18 protein-coding genes are annotated in these 17,317 nt (G+C 70.6%); 3 read left to right on the plus strand and 15 right to left on the minus strand.

The window, feature by feature from the left end:
* The 3 genes from BUE42_RS19130 to hemN all read right to left on the minus strand — a co-directional run.
* Positions 1-1,067 (minus strand): oleate hydratase (locus tag BUE42_RS19130; protein WP_073466884.1); only part of this gene is annotated, 1,067 nt, incomplete at its 3' end.
* An 85-nt stretch (positions 1,068-1,152) separates the two neighbouring features.
* On the minus strand, positions 1,153-1,848 hold the full coding sequence (locus tag BUE42_RS19135) for a sulfite exporter TauE/SafE family protein (protein WP_073466886.1): 696 nt from the start codon (positions 1,846-1,848) through the stop codon (positions 1,153-1,155).
* Positions 1,849-1,855: 7 nt separating this feature from the next.
* A complete protein-coding gene (hemN, locus tag BUE42_RS19140) occupies positions 1,856-3,292 on the minus strand; it encodes an oxygen-independent coproporphyrinogen III oxidase (protein WP_073466996.1) in 1,437 nt (478 codons plus the stop codon).
* Between the two features lie 83 nt (positions 3,293-3,375).
* Here hemN and BUE42_RS19145 point away from each other — a divergent pair, with 83 nt between their 5' ends.
* Positions 3,376-4,089: a helix-turn-helix domain-containing protein gene (locus BUE42_RS19145; protein ID WP_073466888.1), complete on the plus strand. Its 714-nt coding sequence runs from the start codon at positions 3,376-3,378 to the stop codon at positions 4,087-4,089.
* Between the two features lie 327 nt (positions 4,090-4,416).
* On the opposite strand, the gene BUE42_RS19150 is transcribed toward BUE42_RS19145, so the two are convergent.
* The 10 genes from BUE42_RS19150 to BUE42_RS19195 form a co-directional block, all read right to left on the minus strand.
* Positions 4,417-4,659, minus strand: coding sequence for a hypothetical protein (locus tag BUE42_RS19150; protein ID WP_073466891.1), 243 nt, complete (start codon positions 4,657-4,659; stop codon positions 4,417-4,419).
* A 27-nt stretch (positions 4,660-4,686) separates the two neighbouring features.
* Complete coding sequence (locus tag BUE42_RS19155) at positions 4,687-4,923, minus strand: hypothetical protein (protein WP_073466892.1); 237 nt, start codon at positions 4,921-4,923, stop codon at positions 4,687-4,689.
* A 30-nt stretch (positions 4,924-4,953) separates the two neighbouring features.
* On the minus strand, positions 4,954-6,402 hold the full coding sequence (ccoG, locus tag BUE42_RS19160) for a cytochrome c oxidase accessory protein CcoG (RefSeq protein ID WP_073466997.1): 1,449 nt from the start codon (positions 6,400-6,402) through the stop codon (positions 4,954-4,956).
* Positions 6,403-6,415: 13 nt separating this feature from the next.
* Positions 6,416-7,327 (minus strand): cytochrome-c oxidase, cbb3-type subunit III, encoded by a 912-nt coding sequence (ccoP, locus tag BUE42_RS19165; protein WP_073466894.1) that lies wholly within the window; start codon positions 7,325-7,327, stop codon positions 6,416-6,418.
* A complete protein-coding gene (locus BUE42_RS19170) occupies positions 7,324-7,512 on the minus strand; it encodes a cbb3-type cytochrome oxidase subunit 3 (RefSeq protein ID WP_073466897.1) in 189 nt (62 codons plus the stop codon). The genes ccoP and BUE42_RS19170 overlap by 4 nt, the downstream gene beginning before the upstream one ends.
* Positions 7,513-7,524: 12 nt before the next feature.
* Positions 7,525-8,145 carry a cytochrome-c oxidase, cbb3-type subunit II gene (gene ccoO / locus BUE42_RS19175; RefSeq protein WP_073466899.1) on the minus strand — a complete coding sequence of 207 codons (621 nt, stop codon included), beginning with the start codon at positions 8,143-8,145 and terminating at the stop codon, positions 7,525-7,527.
* A 19-nt stretch (positions 8,146-8,164) separates the two neighbouring features.
* Positions 8,165-9,619 (minus strand): cytochrome-c oxidase, cbb3-type subunit I, encoded by a 1,455-nt coding sequence (gene ccoN, locus BUE42_RS19180; RefSeq protein WP_073466902.1) that lies wholly within the window; start codon positions 9,617-9,619, stop codon positions 8,165-8,167.
* A 29-nt stretch (positions 9,620-9,648) separates the two neighbouring features.
* Positions 9,649-9,843, minus strand: coding sequence for a cbb3-type cytochrome oxidase assembly protein CcoS (gene ccoS / locus BUE42_RS19185; protein ID WP_073466904.1), 195 nt, complete (start codon positions 9,841-9,843; stop codon positions 9,649-9,651).
* An 8-nt stretch (positions 9,844-9,851) separates the two neighbouring features.
* Positions 9,852-12,008 (minus strand): heavy metal translocating P-type ATPase, encoded by a 2,157-nt coding sequence (locus BUE42_RS19190; RefSeq protein WP_073466906.1) that lies wholly within the window; start codon positions 12,006-12,008, stop codon positions 9,852-9,854.
* Between the two features lie 102 nt (positions 12,009-12,110).
* Positions 12,111-13,988, minus strand: coding sequence for a TonB-dependent receptor plug domain-containing protein (locus BUE42_RS19195; protein ID WP_073466908.1), 1,878 nt, complete (start codon positions 13,986-13,988; stop codon positions 12,111-12,113).
* 228 nt (positions 13,989-14,216) lie between these two features.
* Here BUE42_RS19195 and BUE42_RS19200 point away from each other — a divergent pair, with 228 nt between their 5' ends.
* Both BUE42_RS19200 and BUE42_RS19205 read left to right on the plus strand, forming a co-directional pair.
* Entirely contained in the window at positions 14,217-15,056 is an 840-nt protein-coding gene (locus tag BUE42_RS19200; RefSeq protein WP_073466909.1) for a class II glutamine amidotransferase, read from the plus strand.
* 54 nt (positions 15,057-15,110) lie between these two features.
* Complete coding sequence (locus tag BUE42_RS19205; protein WP_143171605.1) at positions 15,111-15,611, plus strand: DNA-binding protein; 501 nt, start codon at positions 15,111-15,113, stop codon at positions 15,609-15,611.
* On the opposite strand, the gene BUE42_RS19210 is transcribed toward BUE42_RS19205, so the two are convergent.
* Positions 15,589-16,713, minus strand: a complete 1,125-nt coding sequence (locus BUE42_RS19210) for a DUF748 domain-containing protein (protein WP_073466911.1) — start codon at positions 16,711-16,713, stop codon at positions 15,589-15,591. The genes BUE42_RS19205 and BUE42_RS19210 overlap by 23 nt on opposite strands.
* Before the next feature lie 43 nt (positions 16,714-16,756).
* Positions 16,757-17,305 (minus strand): YgjV family protein, encoded by a 549-nt coding sequence (locus BUE42_RS19215; RefSeq protein ID WP_073466912.1) that lies wholly within the window; start codon positions 17,303-17,305, stop codon positions 16,757-16,759.
* Positions 17,306-17,317 lie beyond the last annotated feature (12 nt).

Raw genomic sequence — 17,317 nt, forward strand, 5'->3', positions numbered from 1 at the left:
CCGGTGCCGGGTGCGTTGCCCGAGAACTCGCGGATGCGCTGGATCAGCGCCGGGTTGCGCAGCGTCAGCGTGAACGACAGCCACTTGCTCAGGTCGACGTCGCCGCAGAAGGCCTGCGGGCGGCCGAAACCGGGCGCCTTGCGCGCGAGCCGCTTCCACAGCGTCCAGGCGCCGTCGAGCGGCTCGCGCACCAACTCGGCGGCGCGGTCGTGGCCGCCGCGGCGCGAGTCGGCCGTCATCGACCCGAGCGTCAGGAACACCTTGTCGTCGCGGCCGACGGAGAGGCTGAAGGGCCGGCCCTTGCGCTCGCCGTGCAGGGCCTCGATGCGCCGGCCTGCGCCCTCGTCGACGAAGTCGGCGTCGAGCACCCGGCTGCCGTGCTCGAAGACGACGCCGTGCAGGGCCAGCCAGTCGTGCATCGGCCGCACCACCGAGTCGTACTGGTTCAGCGCCGTGCGCCGCACCCCGCCCAGCGTGTGGATGCGCGGGAACTCCTGCAGGAAGCGCAGCATGTAGCGTCGCAGCTCGACCGCGCTGTGCCAGTTCTGGAACGCGAAGGTGGTGCGCCACATCGTCCAGAAGTTCGTCTCGAGGAAGTGCGGCGCAAACCAGTCGTCGATGCGGCGCGTGCCGAGCAGCCGCTCCGGCGTGACCAGCAGGCGCACCAGGTCGAGCCGGTCGTGCAGGTCGAAGCCGAGCTCGCTCGCGTCGAGGATGTGGTGCCCGCGGTCGACCAGTCGCGCGTGCGCGTGCGTCAGCACCTCGGCGTTGAACTGCCGCACCTCGTCCTTCACGCTGCGCTTCGCGTCGCCGAGCGAGGGCACGCTCGACAGCACGTCCCACAGGCACACATAGGCCTCCTCGGTCCACATGCGCCCGCCGCGCGTCAGGAAGCCGCCGATGGCGTCGCCGCTGCCGTCGAGCGCGCCGCCGGCAACCGGCAATTCCTCGAGGATGCGGATGTCGCGGCCGCGCCAGCCGGCGTCGCGGATCAGCAGCACGGCGGCGGACAGCGCGGCAATGCCGCTGCCGACGATGAAGGCGCGCGGTGAAGAGGGAAGGCTCATGGTCGTTGTCTGCAGAGTTCAGGGTCTGCCGACATTGAATCCGCGGCGCCTCGCCATCGGCTTGACGGGCGTCAAGCAGTGCCGATCAGGTCACGCAGAACAGCGGTGAATCGGGCCACAGCCCGTGGCCGAGCGACCAGCCCGATCCGATCACCAGGCACAGGCCGGCGAGCCGGATGCTCCATGCGAGCGCGCGCCGGTCGAGCCGCGCCCACAGCACCGGCGCGCCCCACAGCGCGAGCGACGACGCGATGCCGAACGCGACCATCACGCCGGCTCCGGCCAGCGGGCCGTCGGCCAACGCCGCGAGCACCAGCGCCGACTGCAGCAGCCCGCACGGCCACGCGACCCACAGGCTGCCGGCCGCGCCCGCCTTCAGCGGCCCGGCCATCGCCTGCCAACCGTCGGCGCGGGGCGCGGTCACGGCCGCCGGAGCCTGCCCGAGCCGCGCCAGCCAGCGTGGTTGCCGGCCGCTGAACAGCAGCCACAGCCCGAGCGCGACGCCCGCCACGTGCAGCAAGGCCCACAGCGGCCGCAAGGCCGGCGTGGCCTGGCCGAGCCAGGCGAGCGCCGACACGCTGGAGGCGACCAGCGCGCCGCCCAGTGCGTAGCCGAACAGCCGCCCGCCCTGGAACGCGAGCGCGGCCGGCAGCGTGCGCCCGCCGGCCGCGCGGCCGCAGCCGCGCACGATGGCGGCGCTGCTGGCACCGCACATCGCGGCGCAGTGCGCCGAGCCGGCTAGGCCGAGCAGGGCGGCGCCGGTGACCAGCGCGAGGCTCATCGCCGCGTCACAGCACGCGCGAAAAGCGCGCGCCGCCGGCCTCCCCGGTGCGGCCTTCGCGCACCCGGGCCCGTGCGGCCTGCAAGTGACGGTCGAACACCATCGCGATGGCGCGCACCAGCAGCCAGCCGCGCGGCGTGACCTGCACGGTCGCGCCGCCGTCGATCTCGACCAGGCCGTCGGCCACGAACACCTGCAGCGACGCCAGCTCGGGCGCGAAGTACGCCGCGCCGTCGACACCGTGCGCATGGCCGAGCGTCGCCAGGTCGGCACGGCCCTGGCACATCAGCGCCATGATCACGTCGCGGCGCAGCAGGTCGTCGCTGTCGAGTGCCAAGCCGCGCGCCACCGGAAAGCGGCGCTGCGCGAGCGCCTCGTAGTAGTCGGGCAGCGTCTTCGCGTTCTGGCTGTAGCTCGTGCCCATGCGGCCGATCGCCGAGACGCCCAGGCCGATCAGGTCGCAGTCAGGCTGCGTGCTGTAGCCCTGGAAGTTGCGGTGCAGCCGGCCGGCGCGGCGCGCGCGCGCGAGCGCGTCGCCGGGCAGCGCGAAGTGGTCCATGCCGATGTCCTCGTAGCCGGCGGCGAGGAACCCGCGGATCGCGCCGCGTAGCATCGCGACGCGATCGGCACCGCTCGGCAGCTCGGCGGTGACGATGCGCCGCTGCGGCTTGAAGCGCTCCGGCAGGTGCGCGTAGCCGTACAGCGCGATGCGGTCGGGGCGCAGCTCGGCCACGCGCGCCACCGTCTCGGCCAGCGTCTGCGGCGTCTGCTTCGGCAGGCCGTAGATCAGGTCGACGTTGATCGATTCGTAGCCCTGCACGCGCGCGGCGGCCACCAGCACGCGCACGTCCTCGAAGGGCTGCACGCGGTGCACCGCCTGCTGCACCTCGGGCTGGATGTCCTGCACGCCGAAGCTGATGCGGTTGAAGCCGAGCGCGCGGAAGTGCGCCAGGCGCTGCGGCGTGACGGTGCGCGGGTCGACCTCGATCGAGACCTCGGCCTCGGGCAGCAGCCGGAACGCGCCGCGCAGCATCGACATCAGCCGCGTGAGTTCGGCATCGCTCAGGAAGGTCGGCGAGCCGCCGCCCAGGTGCAGCTGCGACACCGGCACGCCGGTGCCGAGCGCGGTCACGTGCAGGTCAATCTCGGTGGCCAGCGCGTCGAGGTACTCGGCGGCGCGTTCGTGGTGGCGCGTGATCACCTTGTTGCAGGCGCAGTAGTAGCAGACCGATTCGCAGAACGGGATGTGCACGTAGACCGACAGCGGCGCGGCGTTCCTGCCGTTGTCGCCGCTGCGCATGACCAAGGTGCGCTGGTACTGCTGCGTGTCGAAGGCCTCGCCGAAGCGGTCGGCCGTCGGGTACGAGGTGTAGCGCGGGCCGGGCACGTCGAAGCGGCGCAGCAGGTCGTCGTCGAGGGCGGGGGAGGGGTGGGCGGCGTTCATGGCGCCACTGTCGCGCGGCGCGCGCTGCGGCGGCTTGCGCTGGATCAATCGGCGCCTGCGGACGGACTTTCACAATGCCTTCGATGAACCACCTTCCTGCACTGCCCGACGAGCCCGACTGCCTGCTGTGCGAGCGGCGCCACCTGTGCCTGCCGGTGGTGCGCGACGACATCTCGGCCATCGTGGCGGGCAGCGTGCGCGCGGTGGCCGCGGGCGACAGCCTGTTCCTGGAGGACGAGACCTTCGCATCGCTGTACGCGGTGCGCAGCGGCGCCTTCAAGACCTGTGTCGGCACGCTGCCGCAGCGCGGGCGCGTGACCGGCTTCGCGTTGCCGGGCGACCTGCTCGGGCTGGATGCGATCGATGCCGGGCTGCACCGTTGCCAGGCGATCGCGCTGCAGGATTCCGAGGTGTGCGAGCTGCCGTATGACCAGGTCGAGCAGGCACTGGCGGCGTCGGGCATGCTGCAGCGGCGCTTTCACCAGCTGATGAGCCGCGAGATCGTGCGCGACCATGCGCTGATGCGCTTGCTCGGCCAGCGCCAGGCGGGGGCGCGCATCGCAGCCTTCCTGCTGGGGCTGTCGGAGCGTGCGCAGGAGCGCGGGCAGTCGGGCGTCGAGTTGCGCCTGCCGATGAGCCGCGAGGACATCGGCAGCCGCCTGGGGTTGCGCATCGAGACGGTGAGTCATGTGCTGACGCGGCTGCGTTCGTCGGGTTGTTTGCGTGTTCGTCTGCGTGAGATCGACATCATCGACAAGCCGGCTCTGCGGGGCGTGGCTGACGGGTTGGCTGCTTGAGCGGGTTGAGCGGCTTGGCGCGGCGGGTGGGGGGCTGGGCTGGGGGCTCATGCCGAGGCGGTCGGCCCTGGCGGGCCGACTCCACGAAGAAGATCGGCTCCGTGGGTGCATCGCCAAACTCCCTCCGCTCACTTCGTTCGCTGTGGTCAAACAGTGGCGATGAGTCAGTCTACGAAGCGCGCTGGCGCGCGCCACCCCCGAAGCCGATCTTCTTCGTCGCCCCAGAAATCGCCCCCAGCCCAGCCCCCCACCCGCCGCGCCGCGCAGACCCACCCGCTCTTGTTGGGGGAAAAGATTGAAGTGACCGTTGAGCATGCAAGCGCCCGCTCAGGAAGCGTCCTCTCCAATCGTCGACCACAACAACGCCGTCAACGCCGAAGAAGTCGCAATGACACTCCAGAAGATCAGGAAGGTCACGCTGTAGATCGCGCGCGGCGACCAGCCGATCAACGGCCCGCCGAACCACTGGAACTCATTCGGGTCGACGACCACGAAGACCAGCATCTCCAGCACGCCCGCCATCAGGAAGGCCGGCCACAGGATCGTGATGAAACGGGTGCTCCGGGTCATGGCGGCGGGCCTTTCATCCGTGACGGCTCAGGGCGCCGGCGTCGCGGCATGGTTGCGCGCCTGCTGCGCCGGTGCCGCCGCGGTCTTGGCCGCCGCAACACGCGCCGCGGCACTGGCCGGCTCGTCCAGCACCGGATCGATGTGCGTCCAGGCCAGCACCATCGTCACGATGCCGGCCACCACCACGGTCGCCGGGCCGCTGATCACCAGCCACACCATCTTGTAGCGCCACCATGGCAGTGCGAGGGTTCCGGTCGGGGTCATGCCTGTCTCCTTGTCGTTGAATGGCTGCGATCAGCGCGGCACCATGAAGGTCGATTTCTCATGCACCTCGGCCCTGCCTTCGTCGCCCAGCCGCTCGATCTCGAAGGCCAGCGGGTGGGCACCGGGGCCGAGCGCGCCCGCGCGCCCGGGCGGCAACTGCACCCGCACCGCGAACCAGCGCGCCTCGGTCGGGCCGACGTCCACCTCGGCGGTGCTCGCGATCGTCGCCTGCTCGAGGCCGGTCACGCGCACGCGGTAGCGCTGCGCCGATTCGGTCGCGTTCATCACCTGCAGCCGGTAGACGTTCTCGACGCGGCCGTCCTCGACCTGGCGCGCCAGTGCGCCGCGGTCGCGCACCACGTCGACCTTGAACGGCTTGCGCAGCGCCAGGCTCGTGACGAAGCCGACCGTGATCGCGAGCATCACCGCGGAATAGATCAGCACGCGCGGGCGCAGCACGTTGCGCAGCATCTGCGATCGCGTCCAGCCGCGTGCCATGCCGTTCTGCGTCGCGTAGCGGATCAGCCCGCGCGGGTAGTTCATCTTGTCCATCACGCCGTCGCACACGTCGATGCACGCCGCGCAGCCGATGCACTCGTATTGCAAGCCCTTGCGGATGTCGATGCCGGTCGGGCAGACCTGAACGCAGAGCGTGCAGTCGATGCAGTCGCCCTTGCCGAGCGCCTTCGGGTCGGCGCTGCGCGGGCGCGAGCCGCGCGGCTCGCCACGCGCCTCGTCGTAGCCGATCACCAGCGTGTCGGGGTCGAACATCGCACTCTGGAAGCGCGCATACGGGCACATGTACTTGCACACCTGCTCGCGCATGTAGCCGGCGTTGCCGTACGTCGCGAAGCCGTAGAACAGCACCCAGAACCATTCCCACGGGCCGAAGCCCAACTGCACCGCCTCGGCGGCCAGCACGCGGATCGGCGTGAAGTAGCCGACGAAAGTGAAGCCGGTCCACAGCCCGATCGCGATCCACGCCACCTGCTTGCCGCCCTTGCGCAGCAGCTTGTGGACCGACCACGGCGCGGCATCGAGCTTCATGCGCGCGATGCGGTCGCCCTCGAGGTGGCGCTCCACCCACAGAAAGATCTCGGTGTAGACCGTCTGCGGGCACGCATAGCCGCACCACAGCCGCCCGGCCACCGCGGTGAACAGGAACAGCGCATACGCGCTCAGCACCAGCAGCCCGGTCAGGTAGATGAAATCCTGCGGGTACAGCACCAGGCCGAAGATGTAGAAGCGCCGCGCCTCCAGGTCGAACAGCAGCGCCTGCCGGCCATTCCACGCGAGCCACGGCAGGCCGTAGAACACCAGCTGCGTGGCCCACACCAGCGCCCAGCGCCAGGCCGCGAACAGGCCGTGCACCGCGCGCGGGTAGATCTTCGCTTCGCTCGCGTACAGCGAGACGGTCGCCACCGACGGATCGGCGACCGGCGTGATCGGGATCACCCGCTTCGTGTTGCGTCCGTTCATCTCGGCCATGGGATCACTGCGCCGCGACCGGGCCGCGGTTCGACAAACTCCAGACGTACGACGCCAGCACGTGGATCTGCGCCTTGCCGAGCCGATCCTTCTGCGCCGGCATCACGTTGAGCTTGCCGTTGTTGACCATCGCGACGATGGCCTCTTCGCCCCAGCCGTGCAGCCAGACCTTGTCGGTCAGGTTGGGCGCGCCGAGCGCGGGGTTGCCCTTGCCGTCGATGCCGTGGCAGGCGGCACACGCCATGAAGCGCGGCTTGCCGAATTGCGCGGTCGAATCGTGAGCGCTGCCCGACAGGCTCAGCACGTACTGCGCGACCTCGTGGATCTCCTGCGGGCCACCGATCGCGGCCGCCATCGGCGGCATCGTCCCCTGGCGCCCCTCGGTGATCGTCTCCTCGATCTTCTCGGGCGTGCCGCCGTGCAGCCAGTCGTCGTCGGTCAGGTTCGGGAAGCCCTTGCTGCCGCGCGCGTCCGAGCCGTGGCAGGTCGCGCAGTTGTTGATGAAGAGCCGCTCGCCGATCGCCATCGCCTGCGGCTCGGCCGCGAGCTTGTCGGCCGGCAGCGCGGCAAAGCGCGCGTACAGCGGCGCCATCTCGGCCTGCGCGGCACGTTGCTCTGCTTCGTACTCGCCGCGGCTGGTCCAGCCCAGGCTGCCGGCGGCGCTGCCGAGGCCGGGGTACAGGACCAGGTAGGCGAGCGAGAACACCACCGTCAGCACGAACATCACCACCCACCACATCGGCAGCGGGTTGTTCATCTCGCGCAGGTCTTCGTCCCACACGTGGCCGGTGCTGTTGTCGGCGGCCATCACCTGGCGGCGGCTCGCGATGAACAGCAGCACCAGGCAGGCCAGCAAGCCGAGCAGCGTCACCGCGCCGATGTAGATCGACCAGCCCTGGCTGAAGAAGTCGCTCATCGCGCCTCTCCTTCGCCGCTGCCGGTGCTGCGGTCGCTGCCGTCGCTCCCGTCGTGTTGGAAGGGCAGTTGCGCCGCTTCGTCGAATCGCGACCGGTTGCGCTGCGACCAGGCCCAGGCGGCAATGCCCAGGAACACCAGCATCGACAGCACCGTCACGCCACTTCTGAGGTCGTTGACATCCATGGGTCTTGCTCCTTACTTCACCGAGGTGCCGAGCACCTGCAGGTAGGCGATCAGCGCATCGATCTCGGTCTTGCCCTTCACCGCCTCGCCGGCGGTGGCGATCTCGGCATCGGTGTAGGGCACGCCGACGCGGCGCAGCGCGGTCAGCTTCGGGGCCATGTCGGCCGGGTCCAGCGTGGCCTGGGTGAGCCACGGGTAGGCCGGCATGTTCGATTCGGGCACCAGGTCGCGCGGGTTGAACAGGTGCACGCGGTGCCATTCATCGCTGTACTTGCCGCCCACGCGCTGCAGGTCGGGGCCGGTGCGCTTGCTGCCCCACTGGAACGGGTGGTCGTAGACGAACTCGCCGGCCGTCGAGTAGTGGCCGTAGCGCAGCGTCTCGGCGCGGAACGGCCGGATCATCTGCGAATGGCAGTTGTAGCAACCCTCGCGGATGTAGACGTCGCGTCCGGCCAGTTGCAGCGCGGTGTAGGGCACGAGGCCCGGCGCCGCCTGCGTGGTGGAGCGCTGGAAGAACAGCGGCACGATCTCCACCAGGCCGCCGACGGCGATCACCAGCAGGATCAGCACGATCATCAGGAAGTTGTTGGTCTCGATCTTCTCGTGCGAGAAGCCGGGGGTGTTGTTGGCCATGGGTTGTTTCTCCTGCGACTCAGGCGTGGGCCGGGTTCAGCGCGGGTGCCGACACCGGCACCTGCAGCGGTGCGTAGCGGCCCGCGGTGGCGGTCTTCACGACGTTCCAGGCCATGATCAGCATCCCGCCCAGGTACAGCAGCCCGCCCGCCAGGCGCACGACGTAGAAGGGGAAGGTCGCCTTCACGCTCTCGACGAAGCTGTAGACCAGCGTGCCGTCGGGGTTGACCGCGCGCCACATCAGGCCCTGCATCACGCCGGCGATCCACATCGCGGCGATGTACAGCACGATGCCGACGGTCGCGATCCAGAAGTGCAGCTCGATCGCCCGGGTGCTGTACATCGCGGTGCGGCCGAACATGCGCGGCACCAGGTAGTACAGCGTGCCCATCGAGATCAGCCCGACCCAGCCGAGCGCGCCGGAGTGCACGTGGCCGATGGTCCAGTCGGTGTAGTGGCTGAGCGCGTTGACGGTCTTGATCGACATCATCGGCCCCTCGAAGGTGCTCATGCCGTAGAACGACAGCGAGACGATGAGGAACTTCAGGATCGGGTCGTCGCGCAGTTTGTGCCAGGCCCCCGACAGCGTCATGATCCCGTTGATCATCCCGCCCCAGCTCGGCGCGAGCAGCACCAGCGAGAACACCATGCCCACGCTCTGCGCCCAGTCGGGCAGCGCGGTGTAGTGCAGGTGGTGCGGGCCCGCCCACATGTAGGTGAAGATCAGCGCCCAGAAGTGCACGATCGACAGCCGGTACGAGTACACCGGCCGCCCGGCCTGCTTCGGGATGAAGTAATACATCATCCCGAGGAAGCCGGCCGTCAGGAAGAAGCCGACTGCGTTGTGGCCGTACCACCACTGCACCATCGCGTCCTGCACGCCGGCGTAGGCGGAGTAGCTCTTGGTCAGGCTCACCGGAATGGCCGCGCTGTTGACGATGTGCAGCAGCGCCACCGCCAGGATGAACGCGCCGAAGAACCAGTTCGCGACGTAGATGTGGCGCACCTTGCGCACCGCGATCGTGCCGAAGAACACCACCGCGTACGACACCCACACGATGGCGATCAGGATGTCGATCGGCCATTCGAGCTCGGCGTACTCCTTGCCCTGCGTGATGCCCAGCGGCAGCGTGATGGCGGCGGCGACGATCACCGCCTGCCAGCCCCAGAAGGTGAAGGCGGCCAGCTTCGGCATGAAGAGCCGCGCCTGCGAGGTGCGCTGCACCACGTAGTAGCTGCTGGCGAACAGCGCGCAGCCGCCGAACGCGAAGATCACCGCGTTGGTGTGCAGCGGCCGCAGGCGGCCGTAGCTGAGCCAGGAGATGCCGAGGTTCAGTTCGGGCCAGGTCAGCTCGGCCGCGATGAACACGCCGACCAGCATTCCCACCACACCCCACAGCACCGCCGCGAGCGAGAACCAGCGCACGCTCCAGTCACTGAAGACGGGCTGCGCAGCCGCAGAATCTTGAGCCATCGATCGCCTCTTCTTTCACCATGATTGCTTCACGGCGATTCTTGGGGCGGCGCTTCGGTGGAGGCTTGACCTTGATCAAGTGCGGTGTCGTCGGCGTCGAGGATGCGCAGGCCTTCGCCGTCGAGATCGTCGAATTGGCCACGGTCCAGCGCCCAGCCGAACACGCCGAGCAGCGCGAGCACGAGCAGGGCCGACATCGGGATCAAGAGGTAGAGGATGTCCATGGCCGTGTTTATCTTGCGAGGCGCAGCGAGTTGGCGATGACCAGCAGCGAGCTGAGCGCCATGCCCAGCCCCGCGGCCCACGGCGGCAGGAAGCCGGCCAGCGCGAGCGGGATGCAGGCCGCGTTGTAGAGCGCCGACCACGCGAGGTTCTGCCGCACCACGCGCACCGTGCGGCGGGCCATGCGGCGGGCGGCGTCGAGGCCGTCGAGCCGGTTCGACACGACCACCAGGTCGGCATTCGAGCGTGCGACCAGTGCGCCGTGGCCCATCGCGAACGACACGTCGGCCTGCGCCAGCACCGGCGCGTCGTTGATGCCGTCGCCGACCATCGCGACGCAGCGGCCGGCCGCTTGCTCGCGCTGCACCGCGGCCTGCTTGGCGGCGGGGTCGGCCGCGCCGATCGCCGAATCGGCACCGACGCGCAGCGCGATGGCCGCGACCCGCTGCGGCGTGTCGCCGGACAGCAGCACGCGCCGCCAGCCGGCCGCGCCGAGCGCTTGCAGCGCATCGACGGCGTCGTCGCGCAGCTGCTCGTCGAATTCCAGGCACAGCAGCGCCTGGCCGGCACGGCCGAACCACAGGCGCAGCGTGTCGTCGGCCGAGGGCTGGGCACCGACCCAGTCGGCGGCGCCGAGCCGCCATTCCACGCCGTCGCCGTCGCGCGCCGACAGGCCGCGGCCGGCCTGCTCGCCGACCTCCGACCAGGCGATGCCGTCGTGCGGCGCGAGCGCTGCCACCGCCTGCGACAGCGGATGGCGCGACCAGCGCGCGAGCGACGCGGCGCGGTGCAGCAGCTCGGCCTCGGATTCGTCGGCGCCGGCCAGCAGCCGCATTGCGCTGCAGTGCGGCTGCTCCTGCGTCAGCGTGCCGGTCTTGTCGAGGAACACCGTGTCGACGCGCGCCAGCACCGGCAGCGCGTCGAGCCGCTGCAGCAGCACGCCGCGCCGCGCCAGGCCGCGTGCGGCCGCGACGAAGGCCGCCGGTGCGGCCAGCGACAGCGCGCACGGGCAGGTGACGATCAGCACCGAGACGACGACCCACAGCGCGCGCGACGGATCGATCACGCTCCACACCGCGCCGGCGCCCGCCGCGAGCAGCAGCACGCACCACAGGAAGGGCGCGGCCCAGCGCTGCGCTGCGTCGGCCGCCGACGGCCGGCCCGCCAGCGCCGCATGCATCTGCGCGACGATGCGCTCGTGTCGCGTGTTGCCACCGGTGTGCTCGACGCGCATCACGACCGGCGCGCCGATGTTGATGCTGCCGGCCACGAGCGTCGCGCCGGCCGGCTTGTCGACCGGCCGCGATTCGCCGCTGAGCAGCGATTCGTCGGCCTGCGTGCGGCCTTGCAGCAGCACGCCGTCCGCGGCGAAGGCCTCGCCGAGCGCGACCTGCACGCGGTCGCCGGCGCGCAGGTCCGCGCGCGCGACGCGCTCGGCCGAGCCGTCGGCATTCAGCCGCAGCGCGGTGTCGGGCAGCGCCGACAGCGCGCCATCGAGCGCCTCGGCCGCGCGGTGGCGTGCCTTCATCTGCAGCCAGCGCCCGCCGAGCAGGAAGGTCACGAACATCGTCAGCGAATCGAAGTACACCTCGTGGCCGAACGGGCCGGCGGGGTCGAACGCGGCGCCCGTGCTCGCGACGAAGGTCACCGCGATGCCGAGCGCGACCGGGATGTCGGCGCCGATGCGGCCGCTGCGCAGGCTGCGCCACGCGCCCTGGAAGAACGGCGCGGCCGACCACCACAGCACCGGCAGCGTCAGCACCCAGGCGCCCCAGTCGAGCAACTGCTTCATGTCGGGCGCCAGCTCGCCGGCGCGCGCCACGTAGTGCGGCGTCGCGAGCATCATCACCTGCATCATGCAGAAGCCGGCGACGAACAGGCGCCACAGCGCGGCGCGCGATTCGCGCTGCCGCAGCGCGCGAGCCGAGGCCGGCGTGTCGGGCGCGGCGTCGTAGCCGGCGCGGCGGATCGCACCGATCAGCGCGTCGAGCGTGGTGCGCGCCGGGTCCCACGCGACGCTCGCGGCTTGCGTCGCGGCATTGACGCAACACGCGCCGGCGCCGTCGACCGCACGCACCGCCTGCTCGATCAGCCCCGCGCAGGCGCCGCATTGCAGGCCGGCGAGCTGCAGGCCGGCACGCTGGGTCGTCGTCAATGCAATGTCCACAGGGTTCCCGGATCGACCGGGCGGCGCTGGATCCCAGCACCTGGAGCGCCCGTGGCGGCAGTCTCCCGCCTTCAGGCCGCCGCGGACTTGATCGGGATCAAGTCAGACGCCCCAGGCGAGCCACATCGCGAGCGTGCGCACCTCGCGGTACGGGAACGGCGTGTTGGGCGGCCTGAAGTTCGGCAGGCTATCGTGGTTGAGTTGCTGGATCGCCGATCCGAACTCGACGTGGCCCGGCAACTGCTGACGGTACGCCAGGTCGAGCACGCCGCGCCCCGGCGAGAAGCCGACGTTCAGGTTCGAGCGGGCGCGCAGGCCCAGTTCCACCGACTGCCGGTCGTCGAGCCGGTACAGCGCCCGCGCCTTGAACGTCCGGTCCGGCGTCGCACCGAAGTAGCCCTCTTCGGTGGCCAGCGGCGAACTGCGGGTGTCGGCGATGTCGAAATGCGCCCGCAGCACCGTGAGCGAGGCCTGGACATCCCAGCGCTGCGTCGCCTGCCAACGGACATCGGCCTCCGCGCCGCGCACGCGCAGCTTGGTGTCCAGCGGCGGCAGTGGGGTCGCGCCGAGCGCCGCCGGCACCAGCAGCGAGGTGAAGCGCTGCTCGAAAACCGCCGCGTTGACCTGCAGGCTGCTGCTGGCCTTCCAGCGCAGCCCGGTCTCGATCGACGGGATGGTCAGCTCCTGCCCGCCGTCCGGCGAGGTGCCGGAGCGTGACAGGCCGGCCCACAGCGACAGCGCGGGCGTGGCCGACCAGCGCAGCCGCAAGGTGGCCGCGTAGATGTTGTCGGCATCGGTCGCGCGGAACAGCCGCTGGGCCTGCGCGCCGACGATCACCGCGCCCTGGTTGTCGGCGAAATGCCATTCGTCCTGCCCGAACACCTGCATCAACTGCGAGGCCGTTTCGCCGGGCTGGGCACCACCGCCGCCGCCCCCGCCACCCCCGCCGCCGGCCGCGCCGGAGCGGGTCGTCCAGGTGCTGCGCATGCTGCCGCCGGCGATCACGTCGTGCGGGCCGAAGCGCCAGAAGCGCTGGCCGGAGAGGTCGACGTTGCGGCGGTCGGTTTCGGCGCCGCCGATGGCCGAGGTCTTCATCTCCTGCGCGTAGCCCGCGAGCTCGAGCCGGCCGTCCTGCGGCTGCGGCACCGACATCCGTGCGCTCCACTCGCGCTGCGTGCTGTGCCCCTCGCGGCGCACCACCGCACGGCCGACGTTCGCGTTGGCGCCGCCGATGCCGTTGTAGGCGTTGACGTCGAACACCACCTCGGCGCCGCCCTCGGCCGTCAGGCGCGCGGTGGCGTCGAGGGCGCGGTCTTCCTGGTTGTCCCAGTCGCGCCGGCCGGCGAAGAGGTCCGACCCCGGCTGGTGCTGGCCCGAGACCCAGAACGCCGTGCTCCAGCCGGAATCGCTTCGCGTGCCCCATTGCGCCCCCACGGCCAGGCGCCCGCTGCTGTCGGCGTCGACGGCGCCGCTGCTGCCGCTGTCGACCGTGCGCGTCACGACGTTGATCACGCAGTTGGCCGCGTTCGCGCCCCACAGCGTGTTGCCGGCACCGCGCTGCACCTCGATGCGCTGCACGCGTTCGATCGGCATGTTCAGGAAGCCCCAGGCGGGACCGCCCCCCGAGCCCTCCTGCTCGCGGCCGTCGCGCATCACCAGCGTGTTGTGCGCGATCAGCGAAGCGCCGTCGCCGCGCGTGGCGACACTCCAGGTGTGGGCATTGAATCGCTCGACCGTCACGCCCGGCATCCAGGCGAGGGCGTCGAGCAGCGTGCGCGCGCCGCCGCGGCGCAGGTCCTCGCCCGCGTACACGCTGGTCGCGATCGCCATGTCCTGCTCGGGCTGCACCCGCCGCCCGAGCGTCGTGAGGTTCACCTCCATCAGGGCTTCGAGCGGTTGGTCGAGCAGGGTTTGCGGTCGCACCTCGCCACAGAAGAACATGGCGGCCAGCAGCAGCAGGCAGGGGTGGTGGGCTCGCATACAACCTCGCTCACTTCGTTGTTGTGAAACAAAGTGTAGGAAGCTGCCATGGCGAATAACTAGGGCCAAACCCAAAGGAGACGTTTGTACCGGCCCAGGATCTAGGGGGAGAGGTGGCGCAGGCCCAGCGCGGCGGCAGCTGTCGGACGCGAATCGTCACCCGCGGCCGGGCACGATGCCTGCATGCGCAAAGCATTGCGTGCAACAAAACCTTCCGGATGCCTCCGCATGTGCCAGCTTCTCGGCATGAACTGCAACAGCCAGGCCTCGATCACGTTCTCGTTCACCGGGTTCCGGCAGCGGGGCGGGCGCACCTCGCACCATGTGGACGGCTGGGGCGTCGGCTTCTATGAACCGGGCGGTTGTCGCGTCTTCCACGACGACCAGCCGGCCAGCGAATCGCCGCTGGCTGCGTTCCTCGGCGACTACCCGATTCCGTCGGCCATCGTCATTTCGCACCTGCGCCGCGCGACGCAGGGCGTGCGTTCGCTGGCCAATTGCCATCCGTTCCAGCGCGAGTGGATGGGCCAGCCGTGGTTGTTCTCACACAACGGCGACCTGCGCGGCTTCGAACCTGCGCTGACCGGCCCGTACCGCCCGATCGGCGGCACCGACAGCGAGCGCGCGTTCTGCTGGCTGATGCAGGAGCTGCGCGCGCAGTTCGCCGACCGCGTGCGGCCGGTCGGCTGGGCCGAGCTCGCGCCGCAGATCGCGCTGCTGACCGAACGCATCGCGCGCCACGGCAACTTCAACTTCCTGCTGTCCAACGGCGAAGCATTGTTTGCTCACTGTTCCAGCAAGCTCTACCTGCTGCAGCGCCAGCATCCGTTCCCGACCGCGCGGCTGCTCGATTGCGACATCAGCCTCGACCTCGGCCGCCTGAACGGTGTCGACGACCGCATGGCGCTGGTGGCCACCGAGCCGCTGACCGACGCCGAGCCGTGGGTGCGGCTGGCGACCGGCGAGATGCGCGTGTTCGTCGGCGGCGAGACCGTGTGGCGCCAGGTCGATCCGCGCACCCAGGCCTTTGCGCCGGCCGACGAGCGCGAGGCGCTTGCTGCGAACTGAACCCTGGGCTTGCCGGGGTGTTGTGTTTCATACAGCGTTTGTATGATGCGCAACATGGCCACCGGGATCAAACCGAAGGACGTCTGGGCCGCGTGCGACGCGCTGCTGCTGGCCGGCGAGCGCCCGACCATCGAGCGCGTGCGGCGCCAGCTGGGCCGCGGCTCGCCGAACACCGTGAGCCCGCTGCTCGACGATTGGTACCACCACCTCGGCGGGCGCCTGAAGGACCCCGGCGCCTTCGGCGTCCCGCCCGACGTGCCCGAGCCGGTGCGGCAGGCGGCGCGCCATTTCTGGGAGGTGGCGCAGGCCGAAGCGCGGCGCGACGTCGATCAGCGCGTCTTCGACGAGCGCCTGCGCGAGGCGATGGCGGCGGCGGTTGCCAACGTGGAGGCCGAGAAGGAGCGGGCCGCGATCGCCGATGCCGCCGCGTTCGAGGCCGCCGGCAAGGCGGTGCGCCTGCAGGCCGAGCTGGCCCGGCGCGACGCGGCACTGGCCGAAGCGCGCCAGCGCATCGACGAACTGAGCCGCGAGCTCAGCGACCGAACAGGCCTTTGACCATCCCGCCCAGGCCCTTGACCATGCCGGACAGGCTGACGCCGAGGCTTTCGGCCATGCCGGAAGCGATGCGGGTCGCGAGGCTCTCGTTCAGCGAGAAGGCCGGGTCGTCGAGCCGACCCTCCAGCGTGAACTTCACGTCGATCTTGCCGTTCTTCGACATTGCCGCCAGCACCGCCTGGCGCGGCACGCCGGCGAAGGTGGAGAGGGCGCCATCGCTCGCGAACTCGAGGCCGGTCAGCGTCAGCTGGCCGGGCGCCTTCAACTGGTTGCGCACGACGTTGGCGCGCAGGTCGAGGTCGAGCGTACCGCGCTTGATGCCCTTGTCGGCCACCTTCAGCAGGTAGGGCTGCAGCGTGACGAGGTCGACATCGTTGAAGCGGGCGCGGATGTCGGCGTCGCGCGACGCGACCGTGTAGTCGCCGTCGATGCGGATGCGGCCGTCGCGCTGCACGCCCTTGAACACGCCGTCGAGCGTCACCTGCAGCGGCTTGTCGAGCTGCGGCAGCACCAGCGGGCCGACGTCGGCATCCACCTGGTCGATCGTCAGGCGCAGCGCCGGCTGGCGCACCGAGCTGTCGAAGAACTCCACCTGCGCGGCGTCGAGCGCGACCCGGCCGATGACCAGCAGCGGCTTGGCCTGGGTATCCGGCTTCGCCGCGGGCGTCGTGGGCTTCGTCTTGTCCTGCGGCTTTTCCAGCAGCGAGGGCAGCACACGGGTCTTGCCGTCGCGGGTGCGCAGCACGGCCAGGTAGGCGCCTTCGACGCGCACCTGCGCGATGCGCCACGGCCCGCCGAACAGGCTGCGCGGATCGGGCGTGATGCGCACGCGGCTGGCCCGCAGTTCGTCGGCCACCGGCCAGCCGGCTGGCCCCTGGATGCGCAGGTCGAGCACGTCGATGCCGGTCCAGCCGGGGCGGATCGCGCCGATGCTGGCCCGCGGGCCGAGGGCCAGCGCCACCTGGGCCTGCAACTGGCGCGTCGCGATGTTCAGCGCGATGACGGCGAGCAGCACCAAGCCGAGGAAGATCGCGCCGGCCACGGCGAGGCGGCGCTGGGTGCGGGTGAGATTGCGGAGCCGGGCGGGAATCGAGGGGGTCATGGGGCGGTCATGGGGCGGGCGCCATGCTACCCAATGATGGCGGTCAGCGCGGCGCGGGGTCGCCTTCGGGGCTGTCGTCGACGGGATCGCGGTCGAAACGCCAGGCGCCGTAGAGTGCCGCGCCGGCGGTCAACACATTGGCGGCCATCTGCTCCCAGGCCTCGTAGCTCCACGCGTGGTACATCCATAGCGCCGAGATCGCGAGCATCGAATACCGCAGCGTGCGCCCGGTCATGTAGAACATCGCGTAGGTGGACCACAGCGAGGCGGCGATCAGGAACAGCGTGCCCCAGCCGTTCCAGGTCAGCAGGCCGGTGGCCACCGTCAGGACACCGAAGGCGGCCAGGCCGAGGCTGCGTGCGCCGGCGCCATGATGCAGCGTGGCGGCCGAGGTCGCAGTGCGGCCGGCGCTGACCAGGTTCAGCGCCGCCGCGGTGTGGGCCCCGATCAGCACGTTGTTGAGCGCCCACAGCAGGCCGGCGAAACCGGACTGCAGGCGCAGCGATTTCTCGCAGCGGCGCAGCATCGCGAAGGCGTTCATGGCCAGCGCGGCGAGGCCGGTGGCGTGGATGAGCAGGTCGTCGAGCGGCATGGTGGGATGCCG

It is taken from the genome of Rhizobacter sp. OV335, assembly GCF_900142965.1.
Lineage (GTDB): Bacteria > Pseudomonadota > Gammaproteobacteria > Burkholderiales > Burkholderiaceae_C > Rhizobacter.

Bases quoted from the DNA above. Each gene is read 5' to 3' on its own strand.
- BUE42_RS19170 (WP_073466897.1), bottom strand. From the start codon at position 7,512: ATGGATGTCAACGACCTCAGAAGTGGCGTGACGGTGCTGTCGATGCTG.
- BUE42_RS19150 (WP_073466891.1), bottom strand. From the start codon at position 4,659: ATGACCCGGAGCACCCGTTTCATCACGATCCTGTGGCCGGCCTTCCTG.
- BUE42_RS19195 (WP_073466908.1), bottom strand. From the start codon at position 13,988: ATGCGAGCCCACCACCCCTGCCTGCTGCTGCTGGCCGCCATGTTCTTC.
- ccoP (WP_073466894.1), bottom strand. From the start codon at position 7,327: ATGAGCGACTTCTTCAGCCAGGGCTGGTCGATCTACATCGGCGCGGTG.
- ccoG (WP_073466997.1), bottom strand. From the start codon at position 6,402: ATGAACGGACGCAACACGAAGCGGGTGATCCCGATCACGCCGGTCGCC.
- BUE42_RS19205 (WP_143171605.1), top strand. From the start codon at position 15,111: ATGGCCACCGGGATCAAACCGAAGGACGTCTGGGCCGCGTGCGACGCG.
- BUE42_RS19210 (WP_073466911.1), bottom strand. From the start codon at position 16,713: ATGACCCCCTCGATTCCCGCCCGGCTCCGCAATCTCACCCGCACCCAG.
- BUE42_RS19145 (WP_073466888.1), top strand. From the start codon at position 3,376: ATGAACCACCTTCCTGCACTGCCCGACGAGCCCGACTGCCTGCTGTGC.
- BUE42_RS19135 (WP_073466886.1), bottom strand. From the start codon at position 1,848: ATGAGCCTCGCGCTGGTCACCGGCGCCGCCCTGCTCGGCCTAGCCGGC.
- hemN (WP_073466996.1), bottom strand. From the start codon at position 3,292: ATGAACGCCGCCCACCCCTCCCCCGCCCTCGACGACGACCTGCTGCGC.
- BUE42_RS19215 (WP_073466912.1), bottom strand. From the start codon at position 17,305: ATGCCGCTCGACGACCTGCTCATCCACGCCACCGGCCTCGCCGCGCTG.
- BUE42_RS19200 (WP_073466909.1), top strand. From the start codon at position 14,217: ATGTGCCAGCTTCTCGGCATGAACTGCAACAGCCAGGCCTCGATCACG.
- ccoS (WP_073466904.1), bottom strand. From the start codon at position 9,843: ATGGACATCCTCTACCTCTTGATCCCGATGTCGGCCCTGCTCGTGCTC.
- ccoO (WP_073466899.1), bottom strand. From the start codon at position 8,145: ATGGCCAACAACACCCCCGGCTTCTCGCACGAGAAGATCGAGACCAAC.
- ccoN (WP_073466902.1), bottom strand. From the start codon at position 9,619: ATGGCTCAAGATTCTGCGGCTGCGCAGCCCGTCTTCAGTGACTGGAGC.
- BUE42_RS19155 (WP_073466892.1), bottom strand. From the start codon at position 4,923: ATGACCCCGACCGGAACCCTCGCACTGCCATGGTGGCGCTACAAGATG.